Raw genomic sequence first — 19,882 nt, 5'->3', positions numbered from 1 at the left:
ACCGTAGCGGATCGTGACCATTCCGCAAAGCGCACAATCGATCTCCTTTCGTTGAAGAGGAGATTGTCATGGAAACGCTTAATTTTTCCGGCGCTCGTCGGGTGCCATGGAATAAGGGAAGGCTAACCGGCCAGAAGCCTCCGCTGAAGCTCCGGGAAATCTGGGCGATTCGAACGAGGCTGCAGATGTCGTCTAACGCTCGCGAGTTGGCAATGTTCAACCTTGCGATCGACAGTAAGCTTCGAGCGTGCGATTTGACGCGCTTGCAAGTGCAGGATGTCTACATGGGAGGTCATGTCGTCGCTCGCGCGACTTTCATGCAGCAGAAAACGCATCGACCAGTGCAGTTCGAAATCACGGAGCAGACTCGTCAAAGTGTCTTTGCCTGGATTTCGGCGCGGGGATTGAAGCCTGCCGACTATTTGTTTCCAAGTCGACTGCATGCCTCAGCGCACGTGTCGACGCGCCAGTATGCGCGCATCGTTCATCGTTGGGTCGCGTCGATCGGGCTCGATGACACCGCGTACGGTACGCACACCATGAGACGAACGAAAGCGTCGTTGATCTACCGGCGCACCAAGAACCTGCGCGCGGTTCAATTGCTCTTGGGCCATACGAAAATTGAAAGCACCGTGCGATACCTCGGGATCGAGGTAGCCGATGCTCTTGAAATGGCTGAGCAAACCGAAGTGTGATCGCCGGTGGCCGGCGAGCGTGCGCTTGCCGGCCAGGAGCCGACTACCATCTACATGATCCGTGCGTCCGCAAAGCGAAGACAAACGGACGCACGTTGCCGCGCGCTTGAAGAAATAAATATTCCGAAGCAACTGCGACCCGACAAGATTCGCTATACCGTCGCTCAATCGCCGCGGAAAACGGCCCGTTCGGCAAGAACGATGCGACAGTGACGTTGAAGGCTCATACGGCGAGTGAGCCACCGTCAACGTAGAGCTCGACGCCTGCGATATAGCTGCTTTCGGTCGACGCCAGGAAGAGCACGGCGCGCGCGATCTCATCCGGCCGGCCCAAGCGCCCCATCGGCACGAGTTGCTTCAGCATATCTTCAACTCCCGGCCGCGCATCGAGGTAGCTTCGCATCGGGCGTGTCTCGGTCCCGCTCGGGGAGACCACGTTCACGCGGATGCCTCGCTCCCTCAGGTCGGTCGTCCAGCTTCGCGCGAACGACCGCACAGCCGCCTTGCTTGCGTTGTAAAGCGACTGGCCAGGAAAGCCTTTGCTGCCAGCCACCGAGCCATTGAGGACGACAACGCCACCTGACGAAAGTAGCGGCAAAGCCTTCTGCACAGTGAAGAGCATGCCACGCACATTGAGGCCGAAAAGTCGGTCGAAACCCGCCTCGTCGATGGTGCCCAGCGGTCGCGGCTCGACTTCGGCAACGCCTGCATTTGCGAAAACGACGTCGAGTCTACCGTGGTCGCGCTGGATGCGCTCATAGAGTCGATCAAGATCGGCGAGGTTACTTGCGTCCCCCTGAACGCCAACGGCACCGTTGCCGATTTCTCGTATCGCCTCGTCTAGTCGACTTTGCCTGCGGCCCGTGATGTAGACCTGGGCTCCTTCGTCCGCGAAAAGCCTGGCGCTCGCAAGGCCGATGCCCTCGCTGCCGCCGGTGATCGCCACAACCTTGCTCTCGAATCGCTTTGTCATATAGATCTCTTGGTAAGTGGAGAATTGCTCCGTTTAGTATATGGAGGCATTATCCACTTATCAAGAGAAATCGAGGCAAGGATGAAGAGCAAGCATTCCACGACCGACGAAGCACCGCTGCGTGCCGACGCAGCCCGCAACCGGGAACGCATTCTCGAAGCGGCGGAAGCGCTGTTTCTCGAACGCGGCGCGGAGGCGTCGCTCGACGATATCGCGAAGCGTGCCAACGTTGGTATCGGCACGCTCTACCGTCGCTTCCCGACGCGCGACGCGCTCCTCGCCGCGACGAGTGATGAGCGCCTCCTGTCACTCGCCGAAGCAAGCCGCGCACGCGATGACAAGCTGGAACCGAACGCTTCCGTACGCGCCTTCGTCAAGGAGCTCGTGAACCACGCGACCCACTATCGCGGGTTGGCTGCGTTGCTGGGAACGGTACTGCAGGAAGGTACCGCGGGCTGTCACGCCGGGCGTGAAGAGGGGCGCCGGCTGCTCCAGCGTGCCCAGACAGCAGGGACGGTTCGCAAGGACATCTCGGTCGACGATCTCGTGTGCGTGGTCACGGCGATCGCCCTCGCCGTCGAGCAAGGCGGCGCAACGAAATCGCGCGTTGCCCACCTGGTGGATCTCTTCCTCGACGGCATAGGCAATACCCAGGCGGCGTGAAGACATTAACTGCTTTTCGCTTTAAACAGGCAGCACGGGCAGCGATTGGATCTGAAGCGGACATTGGCTGGAGGACAGTGAAGGTCCGCTTGGGGTCGATCACGGCCCTTGATGAAGTGACTGCGAAGCAATCTCAGACCTCATCTGACGCTGACTGATGGATCAGGTCTTAACTTATGCAGATTAGGGATGCGATGGTCATCGGAAGCAACTTGTCTATAGGGTTGACCGAATGATCTGCAACACGATCTAGTCCACTGCAGCTCAGACGTGGCGTGCCAATCGCGGGGGATTTCGCGACAGAACGTCCGGCCGACCTAGGCTCGGATGATCGACCAGCAACCGGCCTTTTCCTCGAGCATCTCATCTAGGTCTAGTGCCGCCACTGGGTTGCCTGCTTCGATGTAGTCGAAGATGTTTGCGCGGTCTTGTGCCTCTAGCGTCCAGAACGGATCCATTACTTGGCCGCGTCTAGCCGGCGACGCGTTGCAGCCCGACGTGCTGCGAACTCGGTATCGACTTCGGCAGCCGGCACCAAATTGCCAATGTCGGCTGAGACTCGCGACCGCTCGACCTAGGCGCGCAGCCATGCGTCATATTTGATCGCTTCTCGTTGCTGCTTTACGTAGTCCCGCATGAAGTCGCGCAAGAGCTGCGCACCTGTTCGATCATGAGCCTTCGCCGCAGTCGAGAACGCAGTTTTCAGGGCGTCATCGACCCGAAACGTAAAGGTGGTTTCGCTCATAACGATACCCTTGTGCGCTATATGATGAATGCATGGTAGCACCCTCGTGGGTAGAATCAGGCGCCCTATTCGTACATCGCCGACGTGCCGCTCAGTGCCCCGCTCTTTTGCCACGTCGGCGATATACGAGGTTAGGCAGGGGTTGTCCGGGTATTTGCCGCTCAACGGGTTGCAAGAACGAAGTGTACCGATCGATGAAAAAACAGAGTTCGCCTCGCGGTGCGCGCCCCGCGCGAACGAAAGCCATGTTGCTGCCATTGTCCGCGGAGAAGGTTCGGTCACTGTCGCTTGAGAACCACCTTGCTTTGGCGGTGGTGCGCGCGGGGCGAGGTGATCTGGATCGGCTCTGCTGTTTGCTACGGGTGGTCTATCTGGCTTTTTACATGCGTGGCGAGACTGCAAACGGCATGGACCTCGAACTATATCGGCAGGCGGAGGCCGTCTTGAACGCATGCATCGCTCGCGTTGAGCATGGCGAACCGTGCTTGTTGCTGGACCAAGAACAGACGGCGGTCGAACGGGTGCTGGTGCTGCACGATCAACAACTGGCCGCAGTGCCGAAGTTTCGTTATCTGGATGCCTGGGACCAACTGCAGCGCTTTATTGTCAGCAAGCATCGGTCACCGATCCCGACTCAGGCGAACGAGTAACGGCGTTGATCGCAGTTTATGTGACGCGCTCATCGACGCTATCGACCCAGCACGAGGACGCAGACGGTGACCTACAACGCTCTTAACCAGCTCACGACGCTGCTTCAGTCTGGCGGAGGTGGATCTTCGGACCAGTGTTCGACAGAGGCGAATACCTCGTTCGGACCGCTATGCTGAATTGGTCGACTGGCAGAAAAATGATCGAACTTCACACGATTTGCCGCTTCACGTACAACTGGGTTGGCGAGCGATAAGCCCGCTTCCCGCAAGCACTTTTCGGTACGGCGTCGAGTGACATGCGCCTGTGTTGAATACAGCGTCTGTACGAGCTGCGTTGCAAGCTCTGCGTCATGCTCTTCCTTCGCCAGACGCTGAGCCTGAACCCACTGTTGGTGAAGTTTTGAGATCTGTCGACACTCGTCCTCGAACCAGTATCGAAGGTACGTATACTTGTAACCCAATTTCTCTGCGATGTCTTTCATCGGGTGCTCGGAGTACCCTTTGGCGATGATGGTTCGGAGCGCCTCAGTCAAAGCGTTGCGCTGCCTAACTGATAGATCTAAGGTGCGGCGTGTAGGTTTCCGGAATTGCCGTTGCGGAGGTGCTGCAAACGATTCGTCGAGTCCATTCCGCAGCAACGCAACGGGCGTAGTGCGTAACCCTTGTGTCATTAGAAGGAAGGCAGGCAGTGACGGTTTCACATCTCGATAACGCCATTGGCTAATGACTCTCTTTGTGAATCCGAGGGCTCTCTCGATGTTCGCGACGGTGCCGTCGAAGTGATGGTCGGCCATCTCGGCAATACGAGTCTGCAGATGTTGTGCCGTGAGCAGCTCGCTGATTTCCGGGCCTCGGAGAATCATCTCGCCGATGGCATCGATGTTGTACCGCTGCTGTGGGCTGAGACGACTGGCTTTGGCGATTCCCCGAAGCTCCTTATAGTTTGCCGCTAGCCAACTGCCGCACCGAGAACAAAAATCAACATGGGCATGGCGTGGCACAAACGGCTGTACCCGCCGGCAGGTTGGGCATTCATACTGCAGCGCCATGCTATGGACTGGGCACACCAAAATGGGGGCGGCTTGCCAGATCAACGGCAAATAGGGTTCGTGTCCCGCGTCACGCCATTCGAGGAAGCACAGTGGGCACCATCTCGGATGCGTAGACAGTAACCCCAGTGCTCGCGGGTCGAGTAGGCCGGACCACAGCATGAAGGAGCATTCGCTTAGCTGTCGCTGGCTCGTCAAGTTTTCCAGTTTTCGGGTGAGCTCCGCTGCATACTTACCCACTCCGTTCATGGTCTTCAAGTGAGACTCCGTGAAGCTTGAACTATGCTTGGTATGTCGAATCCTTGTCTCCGGAACGATCTCGCGACTCATCAGAACAAGCGGGCTTACTGTGTGGGCCAGGGCGAGGCGGATCAACACGCTATGCAATGCCTCCCGCATGATGGAATCTCTACCCAGTGGAGCGATCCGATAGAGGCGACTTCGTTCCGGCATTTGCCAATTCGATGCTTGCCAAAGGTCGTCATCAGAGGTCATTTGATTCACCTCCAATGGGATCTCGACCGGGCTTCCTTGTTCCCGGTCGGCGCTTCTTAACAAGGCGACGTGACTCCGAGGAGGTGCTCGGTTTGCGAGATGAAGTTGTGGGGATGTAATCGAAGCCAAGCTCCCGGGCAAGATCGTCTTCCTTGATGTCCTTGAGCAGCGCCTCTCCAGCCACTGCCTCCTTCAACATTGTCATCAGCTTGTAGTTAGAGAAGGCCGTTGCCTCGAGCAGCGTTCCATCAACCGGGAGATTGTGATGCAGGGCTCGCTCCAGTGCTCGCTGCAACCATGTTTTAAGGACGCCTACACATCCAACTGAGCGCATGAGAAAATAATCGGCATGATTCATCAAGCTCTGGTCCCATTCGACTGGGAGTGCGTGAAGCATCGTGTGTATGGCGTCGCGGAATGAGTTGCCGTATGAGTTGCCGCTCAGCAGATCCTCGGCCGTGTATCGCCTGAAATGAACAACATCTGAGCGCCTGAGCAGTTGTGAATCGAAGTTTTCCGGTTTGATGAGCTCATAGGTGGCGGCTAGAATCATCGGGATTTCGATGTCGTTTTTGAGAGACTTGACTAGCTGCAATTGAAGTGAGAGCTGCGACCTCGAGCGGACAATGAACAGATGGCTCGCTTCGTCGAACGCGATGATTTTGGCTCCTCGGTGGATGACGCAGCTTCTTAGGGCACGCCTCAGTTCTTCCGCAACCAGTGAAGGAAGATTGCCGATGACCTCCCCGTCGAGCTCGACCAGCATTCGTTGGATGACTTTTCGTCGAATAAGGGGCTCGTTGAATCGCTCAAGCGTTCGGACAAACGCATCTTTCCAGTTGAAATCTCCGCGGATTGGGGCTGGAAGGCGGACCAATATGGCTGGCACAAACGATGGATCCGATTCCAGTTCGGTTGCATATGACATGTTGATACGCTTGATGAACTCTTCGACCGCGACCGACTTGCCGACACCGGACGGACCCACAAGGGCCATGAACGAATCGGCGCGGGACGGGTTGCCAACATCGCCGAGTGAAGCGAGTGCTTCCTTCAGCCGAAGATGCATTACGCGTCTTGACTGGAATTTCAGCAAGGCGGCGTACTGGGGAGAGTCTTCTGGGAATGTAAACATCAGAATTCCTCCAGGATCTTGGGCTGGTAGGGGATGTATTCGTCGGTGCCAAGGTCAACTACTTTGTCCGTCGATGCGGATTCCGATAGAACGTCCTGAGTTACCGTGGACACGGCGGACTCCATTTCGAGTTGATGAAGCCGTTGAAGCGCGAGAGCTTCCTCAGCTTCTGCGGTAGTAAGGAAATCGGCCAAGCGCTGAGCATTGACGGATTCTTGGGTCCCGGCGAGGCGAAATTTTTCGCGTAACCGTTCGCTGGCCAGTTGGACTTCGCGCTGTGAGCGTCCGCGGAACACGACGTAGTGCTCGGAGTGGCATTCGTGCCACTTGTTCTCGATGTATGCATAGGCGATGCCCATGTTGAAAGGATCGAACCGAACAGGCACCCGTTCGCCGATTGCCGAGAGGATTCGCAGTGCTGGCGATGAGTAATAGCAGTAGTTGACCTTGATTCCGCGAACTGTCACTTTGGCGGTCCCCTTGGCTGTCGACGGCATGGACATCAACAGGAACGCCTCATTGAATACGATTCGAACGTGATGTCGACGCCCAGTTAGCGCGATGCCTGCGTTGTACGCTTCGAGCGGGCTACACCCGAGCGCAGTGTGATGATTTCGGTCGTACACCGTGTTGAGGTATCGCTCGAACTCTCGACTGAGCGTTTCGTAAGTCCAGATCGCCAGGCGCGACGGAGATGTTTCCTTGGTAACTTTTCTATATTGGCTTTCTGCCTGTGTGTTACCAAGCAGGTTGTGAACGAACGCTTCTTCGGTTGTGCCGAATAGTGATTCGATCACGGACCCATCGTGGGGACGGGCGGTTTTCCGCCGCTTCTTGTGGCACTTGAGGTTGGCGACGAGCTGTTCGAAGTAGATTGATTCAAACTCCGGTCCTCTGTCTACGACAAGGAACTGAGAGACCCTCCCATGTCGCCTGACACACTCTCGGATCACCATCATGCATGAACGATAGGAGGGCGGATCGAACGTGAGGTAGTACGCCAATATTCGCCGTGTGAATGTGCACACCATCAACGTCAGCCAGATTGATTTCAGAACACGGCCATTAAGTCGCGCCCGAACTCTTATTGGCAGCGGGGTATGATCGATATGAGCAATGTGGAACGGATGCGTCCCATGTGGCGGTGTTGTTGGCCCAATCCACCAATACGGGATGATGGGTTCCAACTCATAGGCCACGCGGGAGCCGAGTCGCTTGACTACATCTTTGGGAGTCTTGAGCTTCTTGATTTCGGCCGCGAATGTTTTGCGACTCGGCGGTCGAAATCCCTGCTCCGTGCATCGGCTTATGACCAGACCGTACATTGCAGTCATTGTTTTCCGTTGTGGCTTCGTCCACTTGTCCTGATATACGTGCTGCATGATGTCGATGACTGGTGGCGCAATTTTGCGACAGCGGTTGCCCTGGCATTGCTCGACGTTAGGAACTAAGCCAATGAATCCGTACCCGTAATGGAGTTCTGCTTCTCGATACGCTGCGAGCCAGTATCTCTGTGTGCGGGGCGTGCGATGAGCCAGTGTGGTGGCAGCATCAGGCTCGAATAGGACGCGATAACGTTCGACTGCGATTTCCAGCTTTTGAACACTGACGCGCTCGAGAATCGCTAACGCGTCTCGCAGATCAGCCAGGGGTTTGTCGACGACAGGGATGATCTTTCCCTGCTGAGCAAGTTCGTCGAGAACGGCAGGGGTAAGCTCAATGAAGTTTGAGTAGCAGCCTGGCGTCTCATCGATGCTGCGACATGCGATCGATGAATCCCCACGGTTCAGGACTTCCCAAAGCCGTCCGTCCCACTGGAAGCGAGCGCCGGGGCTGATCGAGAGCGTGACCGATTGACTGGGCGATGCAGTTTCGGATTTGGCGAATGAGCGGTACGCGACGGCTGCATATTGATCGCGGAAAACCAACGCTTCCTGCGGATTCGTTAGGCGATCGCTGGGCAAATCGAACACAACCCGCCCACATGAGATTTCGGAGTACAACGTGTCGGCAATATCAGGGAGGTCATCGAGTACTGACGCTATAGTGCTCCACGGACGACGCGCGATGCGTTCGTGGAGGCGGGCAATTTGCGCCGCGTCGTTCTGGGGCTTCCACGCTTTGTAGTCGCGCAAAAACTCAAGGTTTTCGATGAGCGCCCATACGTTTTCGCGCGATGAACGGATAACGAAGGTCGCGCCAAGTTCGGCGGCTGCCTGCTCGGCCGCAATCCGGCGCCACTCGCCGGACTGACCGACCGTGAACATGTGAGGTTTTTCTCTTGCTAGTTTGACCAGCTCTTCCTCAAGCTTGCATTCGACAAACTGGAAGCCGGTGCGAGTGACGCGCAAAAAATCAGGGACATACTGAAAGCTGGGCCGGCGTCCGCTCGGCGCGGTTTGTACGATGGTTAGGTGGTAGGGTTGTCCATAGAATTCGATGGTTTCAGTGTCGTGATCCCACGTCACCGCGGCTGCGTATTCGGTGTGGTACGCCTCGCAGTCCACCGTTGTTCCCATCTTGAAACTGCAGTACCTCACCGAATTGCTGATGCTCCCACCATCTGTCCTGCGAACCGGAGAGTTGGCGCGGATCCAGCGAATTGCCTTCTGTCCCTGAGCGGGTGTACCTAGTTCGTCAAATAGCGCTTGTAGTTCGTCGTCATTGAGCATGTAAGCCTCCTGCCGAGAGGATGCACAGCCCCACCCCGTCAGCCGATGTGGCTGGCGAGGGGCTCGATGAAATAAATGGGGGCGGAAACGACGAGAAAAAACACGTCCACTAGCCTTGACAGCGTGCTGTCGGCCGCTAGAATGTGCCTATCCACCTTCATGGATGCACCGTTTTTTCGAAGGGCTCAGCCGCTCCAACGGCTGGGCCCTTTGTGTTTCCGCACGCGATCAACCTTCCATGCTGGATTTCCTCCAAATCAGTAAGGGGTCCGATTGAAATGGGTTTTGCACGCGGAGTGTAGCGTCGCGTATCACGGCGCTCATCACAGTACTTTTATGCGAGCGCATGAAGATGCGACGATAGCGCGAAGAATATCGCGCAGTCAAACTAAGGCCATGATTTTATTGTATAAAATGGGTTATACGATACATTGCTCGGCAACTTAGGCGAGCGATCAGCGACGGTCGACGATGGCTGTGACGGATGATTTCGCCAGCAAGCGGCGGCGGCGCTCGGGGACAGGCATGCACGAAGCCAATTGGGGCCCAATTGACAGTAAAGCGGATATCGTGGCCGCAATGAGAAGCGGTGCATCGCCGGCATCGACACCCTATCGCAGGCCGATAACGGGTCAACTTGAATGGTGAGTTCGAATTCCCGCAAGGCGGCGGGAGCCGCATTCGGTCGACGTTGAAGAGGCCTACGACGTGATCGGAGGAACACTGCTCGATCCCATATTTCCAGTCCGCGCCTTCTGGGTACGAGGGGTAGGACTGTCGAGGGTAAATCAATCCTGGCGTCCTAAATAGAACTGGGCTGTGCTGTCAGGCTGTCTGGTCGACTTACCAATAAGCTCCGGATTGTGCGCTCGCGAGCAGTCTCGAAACGAGATCGATGCCCGCAGGCGTGTGAACGAAGTCGGCTGGACATTGCCCACCGAGAGCCGGAACTGGTGAATGAAGCCAGTCGAGGAGCCATGATCGGGCATCAAAGTTGTCCGAACTCCCGGACTCATCGACCATTTTCTGAACCTGTGCGGTCAGCATTTCAATGACGGCGGGCGGGATGCTTTGAGGATGTGAACTCAATGGTGGCGAGTCCTTGACGCCGTCCTTCCTGGTGATGGACATATACACCTCGTTGTCGACTTGGCTTCGGTCGTGCGCCGATATCGGACCCGATGCTTAACAAGGCGCAGGACAGATCTATTTCTAAGCCTAGCTTCTCCGACGCGTGCCGGGAGATCGGTGAACGCATTGCCGGTTCGCCCTTGGCTGAACAAAGGGCAATGAATTCGTTCGCGCTTTGACAAAGTGCAAATATATGGTTCCGATCGAGTTTTCCAGGACGGATTCGGAGGGCCAACTGACGGGGCGTCAGTGCAGAGATATGGTTCCAGCCGTCGAAAAAATATTCTTCCTGTCTCAGCAAGGCCGAGCCCTTTTTGTTTTCAGGGCGCTCTGCGTGGGGCGACCGCACCCGGCAGCCTCGATCCTATTCAACGATCGCGTCGCGCCCGCGTGCCGATCCGGCCGGCGCACGCTTCACCGCACGGTAGTGCCGTCGGGCCTTCGCGACGTTGCCGCAGGTCGCCATGTCGCACCACTTGCGGCGTCCCGTCTTGGAACTGTCGATGAACAGCCACGCGCAATTCGATCCTGCGCACATCCTCAGCCGCCCATTCGGTAACGCATCGAGAAGCGTCACGGCGCCGAGCGCGATTCGGTGGGCGGGCAGATGCAGGTCCACCACGCCTGCCGTGTCGGGCGGGTCGCTGAATGCGACGCGCCCTTCGATCGCGACCAGCCGCCGGCCGTTGATCGCACGTCGCCATGCCTGCTCCAGCGTTTCCAGATCCGCCGCGACCGGTGCGACTTCATGCGCGAGCGCGCCGAAGATGCCGAACAGCGCTTCACGCAGGCCCTTGGCGTCGCGCAGCGCGCGGTCGGCCGCGGCCGGCGCTTCGGCCGCGCGGGCCGCGAGCTGCTTCAGGTCACGCGCGGGCAGGGTCGACGACGCGGCCAGCCACGCGAGCCAGGCGTCATAGTCGGGCAGCCAGTCGCGCGGCGCCCGATCGCGACCGGTCACCGTATTCACGAAGTCGAGGACCAGGTGGCCGCCAACGAAATCGCGGGCCACGAACGTGTGGGCTTCCATCACCGCTGACGTGTTGGACATGGGGCAAATCGATGCTAACCTTTCATAACGATTTAAAAGGTTAGCACACCCGGCAGGCCGGCGATCGTGCGAGGAGAAATCATGACGGTGTCGACCGCTTCACCCGACCTGCGGGACGGGTATCCGCAAACCGGCGTCGCTAGCCCGGTCGAACTCATCGCCGCGCCCAGCAGCCTCGGCCTGCGGCCGAACGCGGCCGGCCGCGAGCCCGAGACCTGGCGCGGCCCCGAGGTGCTGCTGGCCACCGGCCTCGCCGCGCGTCTCGGCGCGCGCGTGTCGTGGCTCGCGCATCCCGCCTACGCGTTCGAGCCGCAGTCCGGCACGCGCATCCGCAACGGCGTGTCGATCCGCGACTTCTCGCTCGAACTGGCCGGGTACGTCGCCGATGCGCTCGGGCGGCATGCGTTTCCGGTCGTGCTCGGCGGCGATTGCAGCGTGCTGCTCGGATGCCTGCTGGGCAACCGGCGGGCCGGCGGCAGGGGGCTGTTCCACGTCGACGGGCACAGCGATTTCTTCCATCCGGGCAACTATGACACCGCGCAGCGGCTCGGTTCCGCGGCGGGGATGGATCTCGCGCTGGCGACTGGGCGAGGGGAGCCGCTGCTGACCTGCTGGCCGGATCTCGACGGCCCGCTCGTCGACGATCTCGACGCGTGCCAGATCGGCGAGCGCGATGCCGAAACCGACGCCTTCGCAGCTGCGTATGGCGATATCGTTCGCACCGCGATCACGCGCGTGACGATCCAGCAGTTGCTGGCGCGCGGGCCCGGCGTCGTCGCCGGCGAGCTGGTCGACTGGCTGCATCGGCGCTCGCTCGGGCGAGCCTGGCTGCATGTCGATCTCGACGTACTCGATCAGGCGCAGCTTCCGGCCGTGGATTCGCCCGGTTCGCCGGGGCTGGGCTTCGACGGGCTCGACGCGTTGCTCGGTACGCTCGCCGCGTCGGGCCGTATCGCGGGGATCGACTTCACCATCTACGACCCGGGGCTCGATCCGGAGCTCGCGTACGCCGATCGAATCGCGCGCAGCATCGCCCATGGCGTGGCAGCGCTGCCCGTGCCGCGCGGTTGATGGCGAGCGCGATCGTTCGCTGCTGCGCGCACACATGCCGCCATCCGCCTGTCCATAACGAAGCGCGGTTCGGCGGGCGTTTCGGCGCGACGCGAACGTATCGCCGTTCTTACCCCCGCCCGAAACTCGGCCGCTTCGGGTCGTACGTCCATCCCGGCACGAGATAGCGCATCGCGACCGCGTCGTCGCGCGCAGTGCCGCCGATCTCGTTGTACAGCGCATGCGCGGCCTCGACCTGTGCCATGTCGAGCTCGATCCCGAGCCCTGGCCGCTCCGGCACGGCCACCTTGCCGCCGACGATCGCGAGCGGCTCGCGCGTGAGCCGCGCGTCGCCTTCCTGCCAGATCCAGTGCGTGTCGATCGCGGTGATCGTGCCGGGCGCGGCCGCCGCCGCGTGCGTGAACATCGCGAGCGATACGTCGAAGTGGTTGTTCGAGTGCGATCCCCACGTGAGCCCCCAGTCGCGGCACAACTGCGCGAGCCGCACCGAGCCCTGCATCGTCCAGAAATGCGGATCGGCGAGCGGGATGTCGACCGCCTGCAGCCGCACCGCGTGGTCCATCTGCCGCCAGTCGGTCGCGATCATGTTGGTCGCGGTCGGAATGCCCGTCGCGCGGCGGAATTCGGCCATCACCTCGCGGCCCGAATAGCCGCCTTCCGGCCCGCACGGATCCTCGGCGTACGCGAGCAGGTGGCCCTGCCCGCGGCACAGCGCGACGGCCTCGTCGAGCGACCATGCGCCGTTCGGGTCGAGCGTCGTGCGCGAGTCCGGGAAACGCGCCTTGATCGCCGCGATCGCTTCCATCTCGTCGGCACCGGCCATCACGCCACCCTTCAGCTTGAAGTCGGCGAAGCCGTAGCGCTCGACCGCGGCTTCGGCCTGCCGCGCGATCGCGGCCGGCGTGAGCGCCGCTTCGTTGCGCAGCCGGAACCACGCGTTCGATGCGTGCGTCTCGTCGCGATACGGCAGATCGGTGCGGCGCCGGTCGCCGATGTAGAACAGGTACGCGAGCATCGGCACCGCGTCGCGCTGCTGGCCTTCGCCGAGCAGCGCCGCAACCGGCACGTCGAGATGCTGGCCGAGCAGGTCGAGCAGCGCGGCCTCGATCGCGGTGATCACGTTGTCGAGCCGCAGGTTGATCTCGTGCGGCTGGCGCAGCACCGCCGCTTCGCCGGCCGACGTCACCTCGTGCCGGATCGTGCGGCCCGCACCTGCTGCACCCGCGCCGGACAGCGCCGCGCGCACTGCGTTGAGCGTTGCCTGGTAGCGTCCGATCGACTGGCCGACCACGAGATCCGTCATGCGCTCGAGCGCATGGCGGATCCCTTCGCCGCCCGGCACCTCGCCGACGCCGGTGTGACCGCTGCTGTCGTCGAGGATCACGAGGTTGCGCGTGAAGCAGGGTGCGTGCGCGCCGCATAGGTTGAGCAGCATGCTGTCGCGGCCGGCGACGGGAATCACCTGCATGCGCGTGACGCGCGGGGTGCCGGCACGGCGTGATTCGGACATCGGTTCGCTCCTGGTTCCGGTGGCGCGCGGGCCGCCGGACGCGCCGGCGCGGCCCGCGCCGTTCAATGAAGCTCGACGCGGCGGATCTCGCCGACGACGAACAGGTAGCAGATCACGGCGACGAGCGCGTGCGCGACGACATAGACGAGCGCGCCGTTGAACGAGCCGCTGCGGTCGACGATATAGCCGATCGCGATCGGCGTCGTGATGCTCGACAGATTGCCGCACGTGTTGAGCAGCGCGCCGCTCAGCCCCGCGATCTGGCGCGGCGCGGTGTCCGCGTTGACGGCCCAGCCGAGCGCACCGAGCCCCTTGCCGAAGAACGACAGCGCCATGAACAGCACGACGAGCACGTGCGAATCGGTGTAGTTGCAGACGATCATCGACATCGACAGCAGCATGCCGAACACGATCGGCACCTTGCGCGCGACCGACAGCGACCGGCCCTGCCTGAGCAACGCGTCGGACACGACGCCGCCGAGAATCCCGCCGAGGAACCCGCACACGGCCGGGATCGACGCGACGAGCCCCGCGTTGAGGATCGACATCCCGCGCGCCTGCACGAGATAGACGGGAAACCACGTGATGAAGAAATAGGTGAGCGCGTTGATGCAGTACTGCGCGACATACACGCCGATCAGCATCCGGCTCTTCAGCAGCGCCTTCACGTGTCGCATCGACGGGCCGCCGCCGTGCGCGCCCGTCGCCTGGTCGATGTTGACGAGCGCGCCGCCTTCGGCGAGGTAGTCGAGTTCCGCGCGATTGATGTTCGGGTGGTCCTTCGGGTCGTACATCGTGCGGTTCCACACCGCGACGAACGCGAAGCCGAGCACGCCCATCACCGCGAACACCGACTGCCAGCCGAACGCGTGCACGAGCCAGCCCATCAGCGGCGCGAACACGACGGTCGCCGCGTACTGCGCGGCGTTGAAGATCGCCGACGCGGTGCCGCGCTCGGCGGCCGGGAACCATGCGGACACGATCCGGCTGTTGGCCGGAAACGACGGCGCCTCGGCCGCGCCGACCAGGAAGCGCAGCCCGAACAGCAGCGCGAACGCGGCCGCGCCGCCGAAGAAGCCGATCGCGCCCTGCAGCAGCGTGAACAGCGACCAGAAGAAGATGCTGAACGCGTAGACGATCCGCGACCCGTAGCGGTCAAGCAGCCAGCCGCCAGGCAGTTGCGCGACCACGTACGACCAGCCGAACGCGGAAAAGATGAAGCCGATCTGCACGTGGCTCAGGTGCAGCGCGCGGGCGAGGCTCGGTCCGGCGATCGCGATCGCCGCGCGATCCGCGTAGTTGATCGTCGTGACCGCGAACAGGACGGCCAGCACGAGCCAGCGCACGCGCGTGCGGCGGGCCGTTGCAGACGCGGACGCCGGCAGCGCTTGAAGCGGATTCATGACTGTCTCCTCCGAATGGCGGAAGGTGCCGTCGTGCGGCAGGCGCGTCGGGTGCGCGCGTTATTCGTGCCGGTGCCGCGGGCCGGAGGCCAGGCGCCGGACGCCGATGCAGGCAGGGCGTCCGGGCCATTCTGTCATGTCGATATTTGCGCCTTCATGCCAATTGCTGACTTGATCGATTCAGCATTTGAATCGATGGGCTGGGTGTCGCCGGCAGCGGCACGATGTCATATTTTTTACCCGGATGATATTGACATTCAATTTATACCCGGATAAAAATAGCGCCATTCCGATTCCTGCCTGCGGGCGACCACGATGACAACCTCCACGCTTCTTCCTTCGTACACGGCCTTCGACGGCCACCGGCGGCTCGCGTCGGGCCCGCTCGCGACGGTCGCGCTTGCGGTCAGGCAAGCCGGCGACGCAATGTCCGGCGCGATCCTGATCTTCGACGACGCGACGGGCCGCTCGATCGACCTCGACCTGCGCGGCACGGCGGACGATATCCGCGCGCGCTATGCGCCGCCGCCGGGCGACGCGCCCGGTGCCGCCGGCGAGCCGGCCGGCGCGGGCGAGCAGCGCGGCCGCGGCCGGCCGAAGCTCGGCGTCGTATCGCGCGAGGTCACGCTGCTGCCGCGTCACTGGGAATGGCTCGGCGCGCAGCCGGGCGGCGCGTCCGTCGCGCTGCGCAAGCTCGTCGAGGACGCGCGGCGCACGCATGCGGAGGCCGACCGGCGCCGCGACGCGCAGGCGCGCGCGTTCCACTTCATGTCGGCGATGGCGGGCGACCTGCCCGGTTTCGAGGAGGCCGCGCGGGCGCTGTACGCGAACGACGCGGTACGGCTGGCGGAGCTGGTCGCCGGATGGCCGGACGACGTACGCGACCATGCGCTCGCGCTGGCGCGCGGCGACTTGCCGCCGTCCACCGAAGACTGCTGACGGAGCGTCCGACGCGATGACCGCATTCGATCTGAACCGCGGCGCGATCGCGCCGGTCGCCGACGAGGTCGATTTCGTCGATCTGCGCGTGACCGGCGCCATCCCGTGCGAACTCGACGGCACGCTGCTGCGCAACGGCCCGAACCCGCCCGACGGCCGCTTCGAAGGAAACGACGTGCTGTCGTGGTGGCCGGAAGCCGCGATGCTGCACGCGATCGCGTTCGAACGCGGCCGTGCGGCCGGCTACCGGAACCGCTGGGCGCGCACGCGCCGCTGGGCCGCCGTGCATGCGCCCGCGCAGGCGCCGCATCTGCCCGACACCAATCCGAACGTGAACGTGCTGCAGCACGCCGGCGAATTGCTCGCGCTGGCGGAGGGCGGCGCGCCGCTCGCGATCACCGCCGCGCTCGATTCGCTCGGTGTGCCGGAGCGGCATGCGGGTTTCGATGGCGGGATGACCGCGCATCCGAAGGTCGATCCGGAAACGGGCGAACTGATCGCGTTTCGTGCGGACTGGCGCGCACCGTGGCTGCGCTACCGCGTCGTCGACGCGCAGGGCGTGCAGCGCGTCGATATCGCGCTCGACGTGCCCGCGCCGTCAATGATGCACGACCTCGCGATCACGGAAACCCGCAGCCTGCTGCTCGACCTGAACGTCGGCTACGATTTCTCGATGCTGAAAGAGGGCCACCGGATGCCGCTGCGCTGGCACGACGACCGGGCCGCGCGCATCGGCGTGATCGCGCGCCACGGCGGCGATGTGCGCTGGTTCGGCATCGAGCCATGCTTCATCCAGCACGTCGTTAACGCGTACGACTGCGACGAATCGTGCATCGTGCTCGATGCGGTGCGCTATCCGTGGTACCTGCGGCTCGACGCGCACACGGGCCGCTTTGCCGACAACCCGGTCGGCGAGCTGTGGCGCTACGTGATCGATACGGCGAACGCGCTGATCGACGAAGGGCCGCTTGCCGACGGCGGCATCGAACTGCCGCGCATCAACGAAAGCCGGACGGGGCGCCGCTACCGCTATTTGTATGCGGCCGAACAGCCGAACAATACGGAAATGCGCGGCGTGATGCGCTTCGACCACGCGCGCGGCACGACGACGCGCTACGGGGTGCCGGCCGGCGACCAGAACGGCGAGCCCGTGTTCGTGCCGCGCCCGGGCGGCGTCGACGAGGACGACGGCTGGCTGCTGGTGATGGTCTACCGCGCGGCGACGGATACGAGCGACGTCGTGATCCTCGATGCGCGCGCGATCGACGCGGGGCCGGTCGCGACCGTGCACCTGCCGCGCCGCGTGCCGGCCGGGTTCCATGGCGCGTGGGTGCCGCGCGTGCGCTGAGCGGCCGTGTGCATCACTGTGCGCGCAGCGCGTCGACGATCTTCAGCCGTGCGGCGCGCATCGCCGGCAGGAACCCGCCGACGAGCCCCATCACGAGCGAGAACATCAGCGTCTTCACGACGATCGCGGGCGTCAGCACGAAACGGAACGACAGGTCCGCGAAGGTCTGGAAGTTGGTCGTCGAGAACGACGCGAACTGCATCAGCGACGCGCACGCGAGCCCCGCGACGCCGCCGACGAAGCCGAGCAGCAGCGCTTCCAGCAGGAACGCGGCGAGCACGCTCATGCGTGTGAAGCCGAGCGCGCGCAGCGTGCCGATCTCGGCGACGCGGTTCGCGACCGACGCATACATCGTGATCATCGCGCCGATCATCGCGGCGATCGAGAAGATCGTCGACAGCGTGATGCCGAGGATGTTGATGAACTTCGACAGCGCCTTCGACTGGTCGCCGTAGAAGGTCTGCTCGCGCTTCGCCTCGTCGGTCAGCCGCGGGTCGACGTCGATGTCGGCCTTGAAGCGCGCGAAGCCGTCGGCGCTCGGGATGCGCAGCACCATCGACGAATAGTTCGTGCGCCGGAACGACTGCATCAGCTGGTCGACGTCGCCCCAGATCTCCGAATCGAAGCCGCTGCCGCCCGCGTCGAAGATACCGACGATGGTCCAGTCGCGCTGCGCGAAATGCAGGCTGTCGCCGAGCTGCGTGCTGCTGAAGCCTTTCGCGATCGCGCTGCCGACGATGATTTCCGACGAGCCGGGCACGAACATGCGGCCGGCCACCAGCTTCACGTGCGGCCGCAGCGCGAGGCCGGACGGCGACACGCCGCGGATCACGACGTTCGACGGCTTGCCGCTCGACGTCTTCACGAGCGAGATCAGCACGACGGCTTCCTTCGACACGAGCGGCCGGCCGTCGGGGCCGAGCGCGACGGCCGGGTGCATCTCGAGCGCGTTGGCCTGCTGGTGGTCGATCGAACTCTGGATCTCGGTTTCGGCGCCCTTGCGGATCACCACCGCGTTGTCGGGTTCGCCGGTCGACACGAGCGTCTGCGTGAGCCCCGCGTCGAGCATCTGCACCGCCGCGAACACGAAGATCACGAGCGCCATCCCGCCCGCGGTGAGCGCGGTGGTGAGCCGCCTGGTCCACAGGTTGCGCGCGATGTAGGTGAGCGGGATCGTCATGCGCGTGCCTACCCGATCGCCCGCAGGCCTTCGACGACGCGTACGCGCGCCGCCTGCCACGCCGGCACGATCGCGGCCGCGATGCCGACCGCGACCGAGCACGCGGCCTGCAGCATGACCGTCTCGGCCGACACCCTGAACACCGGGAAGATACTGCCGGCCGCCTGCTTGAACAGGCTCGCGGCGGGCGGCGTCGCGAGGATCCCGAGCCCGCCGCCGGCCACCGCGATCACGACCGATTCGCCGAATACGATCAGCGCGAGGAAGCCGGGGCCGAAGCCGAGCGCCTTCAACGTCGCGTATTCGGCCGTGCGTTCGCGTGCGCTCATCGCCATCGCGTTGGCCATCACGGCCATGACGATCAGGATCACCACGTACGACACCAGGCGGATCGCCGCGATGATCTGGTTCGACATCGCGACGAAGCCGAGCTGGAACGCCTGCTCGGTTTCGGTCAGCGTCTCGGCGAGCGAGTTCTTGAACACGGCGTCGACGTTGCGCGCGATCGTCGCGCCGTCGTCGGGGTTCGCGACGCCGAGCACGAATACGCCGACCTGATCTGCCTGTTTCGGCGTGCGCTGCCGTACCGTCTCGTTCAGGTAGTCCCAGTGGAACACCATCTGGCGCGTGATCGTCGAATCGTCGCGGCCGTCGAGAATCCCGCGCACGACGAAGTCCCATGTACCGGGATAGATCGTGCCCTTCAGCGGGATCACGTCGCCGATCTTGAAGCCGAACTGCGTCGCGAGCTGGCGTCCGACCAGGCAGCCGCGGCGGTCGCGGTTATAGTCGGCGCGCTGCTGCGCCGGGATGATGAATTCCGGATACAGGTCGAGATAGTTCTCCGACACCGCGAAGCTCGCGAAGAAGTTCTTCGGGTCGCGGTAGATGCCGCCGAACCAGTTCGAGCGGACCACGGCCGTCACGCCGTCGATGCCGCGTATCCGGTTCTCGTAGCTGACGGGCAGCGGAAACACGAGCGAGATCGCATTGCGCGTGACGAGCCGTCCGCTGGATGCGGCGGCCGCGCCCGCGTACCATGCGTCGACAACCGTGTGCAGCAGCCCGAACGCCAGCACCGCGATGGTCAGCCCGAGCACGGTCAGCAGCGTGCGCAGCCGGTGCCGCAGCGCGTTGCGCGCGATCAGTTTCAGCACGTACATCGTGCGCGCTCC

The 19,882-nt window shown here is 62.5% G+C and carries 16 protein-coding genes and 1 pseudogene; 6 read left to right on the top strand and 11 right to left on the bottom strand.

Features of this window, described 5'->3' with window-relative positions; genetic code table 11:
* The first annotated feature begins 68 nt into the window (after positions 1 to 68).
* Complete coding sequence (locus tag DM992_RS02750; protein ID WP_111015546.1) at positions 69 to 695, top strand: tyrosine-type recombinase/integrase; 627 nt, start codon at positions 69 to 71, stop codon at positions 693 to 695.
* Between the two features lie 223 nt (positions 696 to 918).
* Here DM992_RS02750 and DM992_RS02745 read toward each other — a convergent pair whose 3' ends face one another.
* Positions 919 to 1,668: an SDR family oxidoreductase gene (locus DM992_RS02745; protein ID WP_111015545.1), complete on the bottom strand. Its 750-nt coding sequence runs from the start codon at positions 1,666 to 1,668 to the stop codon at positions 919 to 921.
* An 81-nt stretch (positions 1,669 to 1,749) separates the two neighbouring features.
* On the opposite strand from DM992_RS02745, the gene DM992_RS02740 reads away from it, so the two are divergent.
* On the top strand, positions 1,750 to 2,331 hold the full coding sequence (locus DM992_RS02740; protein ID WP_111015544.1) for a TetR/AcrR family transcriptional regulator: 582 nt from the start codon (positions 1,750 to 1,752) through the stop codon (positions 2,329 to 2,331).
* Between the two features lie 457 nt (positions 2,332 to 2,788).
* Here DM992_RS02740 and DM992_RS02730 read toward each other — a convergent pair.
* Positions 2,789 to 3,076, bottom strand: a pseudogene (locus DM992_RS02730) (hypothetical protein).
* 194 nt (positions 3,077 to 3,270) lie between these two features.
* Here DM992_RS02730 and DM992_RS02725 point away from each other — a divergent pair.
* Positions 3,271 to 3,726, top strand: coding sequence for a hypothetical protein (locus tag DM992_RS02725; RefSeq protein ID WP_239511304.1), 456 nt, complete (start codon positions 3,271 to 3,273; stop codon positions 3,724 to 3,726).
* 104 nt (positions 3,727 to 3,830) lie between these two features.
* On the opposite strand, the gene DM992_RS02720 is transcribed toward DM992_RS02725, so the two are convergent.
* The 5 genes from DM992_RS02720 to DM992_RS02700 form a co-directional block, all read right to left on the bottom strand.
* Positions 3,831 to 5,270, bottom strand: coding sequence for a TniQ family protein (locus DM992_RS02720; protein ID WP_111015542.1), 1,440 nt, complete (start codon positions 5,268 to 5,270; stop codon positions 3,831 to 3,833).
* The gene (locus tag DM992_RS02715) at positions 5,260 to 6,405 is read right to left on the bottom strand and encodes a TniB family NTP-binding protein (RefSeq protein WP_059570488.1); all 1,146 of its coding nucleotides are present in this window, start codon (positions 6,403 to 6,405) and stop codon (positions 5,260 to 5,262) included. Before DM992_RS02715 ends, DM992_RS02720 begins: the two co-directional genes overlap by 11 nt.
* A complete protein-coding gene (locus DM992_RS02710) occupies positions 6,405 to 9,077 on the bottom strand; it encodes a Mu transposase C-terminal domain-containing protein (RefSeq protein ID WP_111015541.1) in 2,673 nt (890 codons plus the stop codon). The genes DM992_RS02715 and DM992_RS02710 overlap by 1 nt, the downstream gene beginning before the upstream one ends.
* Before the next feature lie 843 nt (positions 9,078 to 9,920).
* Complete coding sequence (locus DM992_RS02705; RefSeq protein WP_004535593.1) at positions 9,921 to 10,208, bottom strand: MbcA/ParS/Xre antitoxin family protein; 288 nt, start codon at positions 10,206 to 10,208, stop codon at positions 9,921 to 9,923.
* 364 nt (positions 10,209 to 10,572) lie between these two features.
* The gene (locus DM992_RS02700) at positions 10,573 to 11,256 is read right to left on the bottom strand and encodes a CGNR zinc finger domain-containing protein (protein ID WP_239511303.1); all 684 of its coding nucleotides are present in this window, start codon (positions 11,254 to 11,256) and stop codon (positions 10,573 to 10,575) included.
* A gap of 81 nt (positions 11,257 to 11,337) precedes the next feature.
* Between DM992_RS02700 and DM992_RS02695 the strand changes: the two genes are divergently transcribed.
* Positions 11,338 to 12,327: an arginase family protein gene (locus DM992_RS02695; protein ID WP_111015539.1), complete on the top strand. Its 990-nt coding sequence runs from the start codon at positions 11,338 to 11,340 to the stop codon at positions 12,325 to 12,327.
* Positions 12,328 to 12,436: 109 nt separating this feature from the next.
* Here the strand turns inward: DM992_RS02695 and DM992_RS02690 are convergent, their stop codons facing one another.
* Together DM992_RS02690 and DM992_RS02685 are read right to left on the bottom strand one after the other, a co-directional pair.
* Positions 12,437 to 13,837 (bottom strand): enolase C-terminal domain-like protein, encoded by a 1,401-nt coding sequence (locus tag DM992_RS02690; RefSeq protein WP_111017773.1) that lies wholly within the window; start codon positions 13,835 to 13,837, stop codon positions 12,437 to 12,439.
* A 62-nt stretch (positions 13,838 to 13,899) separates the two neighbouring features.
* On the bottom strand, positions 13,900 to 15,240 hold the full coding sequence (locus DM992_RS02685) for an MFS transporter (protein WP_111015538.1): 1,341 nt from the start codon (positions 15,238 to 15,240) through the stop codon (positions 13,900 to 13,902).
* Positions 15,241 to 15,555: 315 nt separating this feature from the next.
* On the opposite strand from DM992_RS02685, the gene DM992_RS02680 reads away from it, so the two are divergent.
* Positions 15,556 to 16,179, top strand: coding sequence for a DUF2239 family protein (locus tag DM992_RS02680; protein WP_111015537.1), 624 nt, complete (start codon positions 15,556 to 15,558; stop codon positions 16,177 to 16,179).
* A gap of 16 nt (positions 16,180 to 16,195) precedes the next feature.
* Complete coding sequence (locus DM992_RS02675; RefSeq protein WP_111015536.1) at positions 16,196 to 17,527, top strand: carotenoid oxygenase family protein; 1,332 nt, start codon at positions 16,196 to 16,198, stop codon at positions 17,525 to 17,527.
* A 13-nt stretch (positions 17,528 to 17,540) separates the two neighbouring features.
* Here the strand turns inward: DM992_RS02675 and DM992_RS02670 are convergent, their stop codons facing one another.
* Positions 17,541 to 18,707: an ABC transporter permease gene (locus DM992_RS02670; protein WP_111015535.1), complete on the bottom strand. Its 1,167-nt coding sequence runs from the start codon at positions 18,705 to 18,707 to the stop codon at positions 17,541 to 17,543.
* 8 nt (positions 18,708 to 18,715) lie between these two features.
* Entirely contained in the window at positions 18,716 to 19,870 is a 1,155-nt protein-coding gene (locus tag DM992_RS02665) for an ABC transporter permease (protein ID WP_111015534.1), read from the bottom strand.
* Between the last annotated feature and the right edge of the window lie 12 nt (positions 19,871 to 19,882).

Origin of the sequence: Burkholderia sp. JP2-270, assembly GCF_003233675.1 — a bacterium.
Lineage (GTDB): Bacteria > Pseudomonadota > Gammaproteobacteria > Burkholderiales > Burkholderiaceae > Burkholderia > Burkholderia pyrrocinia_C.
The sequence above is the reverse complement of the archived record's forward strand: the minus strand, read 5'-3'. Positions and strand labels throughout refer to the sequence as shown.

Coding starts and splice junctions, on each gene's coding strand:
- DM992_RS02750 (WP_111015546.1), top strand. CDS start 69: ATGGAAACGCTTAATTTTTCCGGCGCTCGTCGGGTGCCATGGAATAAG.
- DM992_RS02745 (WP_111015545.1), bottom strand. CDS start 1,668: ATGACAAAGCGATTCGAGAGCAAGGTTGTGGCGATCACCGGCGGCAGC.
- DM992_RS02740 (WP_111015544.1), top strand. CDS start 1,750: ATGAAGAGCAAGCATTCCACGACCGACGAAGCACCGCTGCGTGCCGAC.
- DM992_RS02725 (WP_239511304.1), top strand. CDS start 3,271: ATGAAAAAACAGAGTTCGCCTCGCGGTGCGCGCCCCGCGCGAACGAAA.
- DM992_RS02720 (WP_111015542.1), bottom strand. CDS start 5,270: ATGACCTCTGATGACGACCTTTGGCAAGCATCGAATTGGCAAATGCCG.
- DM992_RS02715 (WP_059570488.1), bottom strand. CDS start 6,405: ATGTTTACATTCCCAGAAGACTCTCCCCAGTACGCCGCCTTGCTGAAA.
- DM992_RS02710 (WP_111015541.1), bottom strand. CDS start 9,077: ATGCTCAATGACGACGAACTACAAGCGCTATTTGACGAACTAGGTACA.
- DM992_RS02705 (WP_004535593.1), bottom strand. CDS start 10,208: ATGTCCATCACCAGGAAGGACGGCGTCAAGGACTCGCCACCATTGAGT.
- DM992_RS02700 (WP_239511303.1), bottom strand. CDS start 11,256: ATGTCCAACACGTCAGCGGTGATGGAAGCCCACACGTTCGTGGCCCGC.
- DM992_RS02695 (WP_111015539.1), top strand. CDS start 11,338: ATGACGGTGTCGACCGCTTCACCCGACCTGCGGGACGGGTATCCGCAA.
- DM992_RS02690 (WP_111017773.1), bottom strand. CDS start 13,837: ATGTCCGAATCACGCCGTGCCGGCACCCCGCGCGTCACGCGCATGCAG.
- DM992_RS02685 (WP_111015538.1), bottom strand. CDS start 15,240: ATGAATCCGCTTCAAGCGCTGCCGGCGTCCGCGTCTGCAACGGCCCGC.
- DM992_RS02680 (WP_111015537.1), top strand. CDS start 15,556: ATGACAACCTCCACGCTTCTTCCTTCGTACACGGCCTTCGACGGCCAC.
- DM992_RS02675 (WP_111015536.1), top strand. CDS start 16,196: ATGACCGCATTCGATCTGAACCGCGGCGCGATCGCGCCGGTCGCCGAC.
- DM992_RS02670 (WP_111015535.1), bottom strand. CDS start 18,707: ATGACGATCCCGCTCACCTACATCGCGCGCAACCTGTGGACCAGGCGG.
- DM992_RS02665 (WP_111015534.1), bottom strand. CDS start 19,870: ATGTACGTGCTGAAACTGATCGCGCGCAACGCGCTGCGGCACCGGCTG.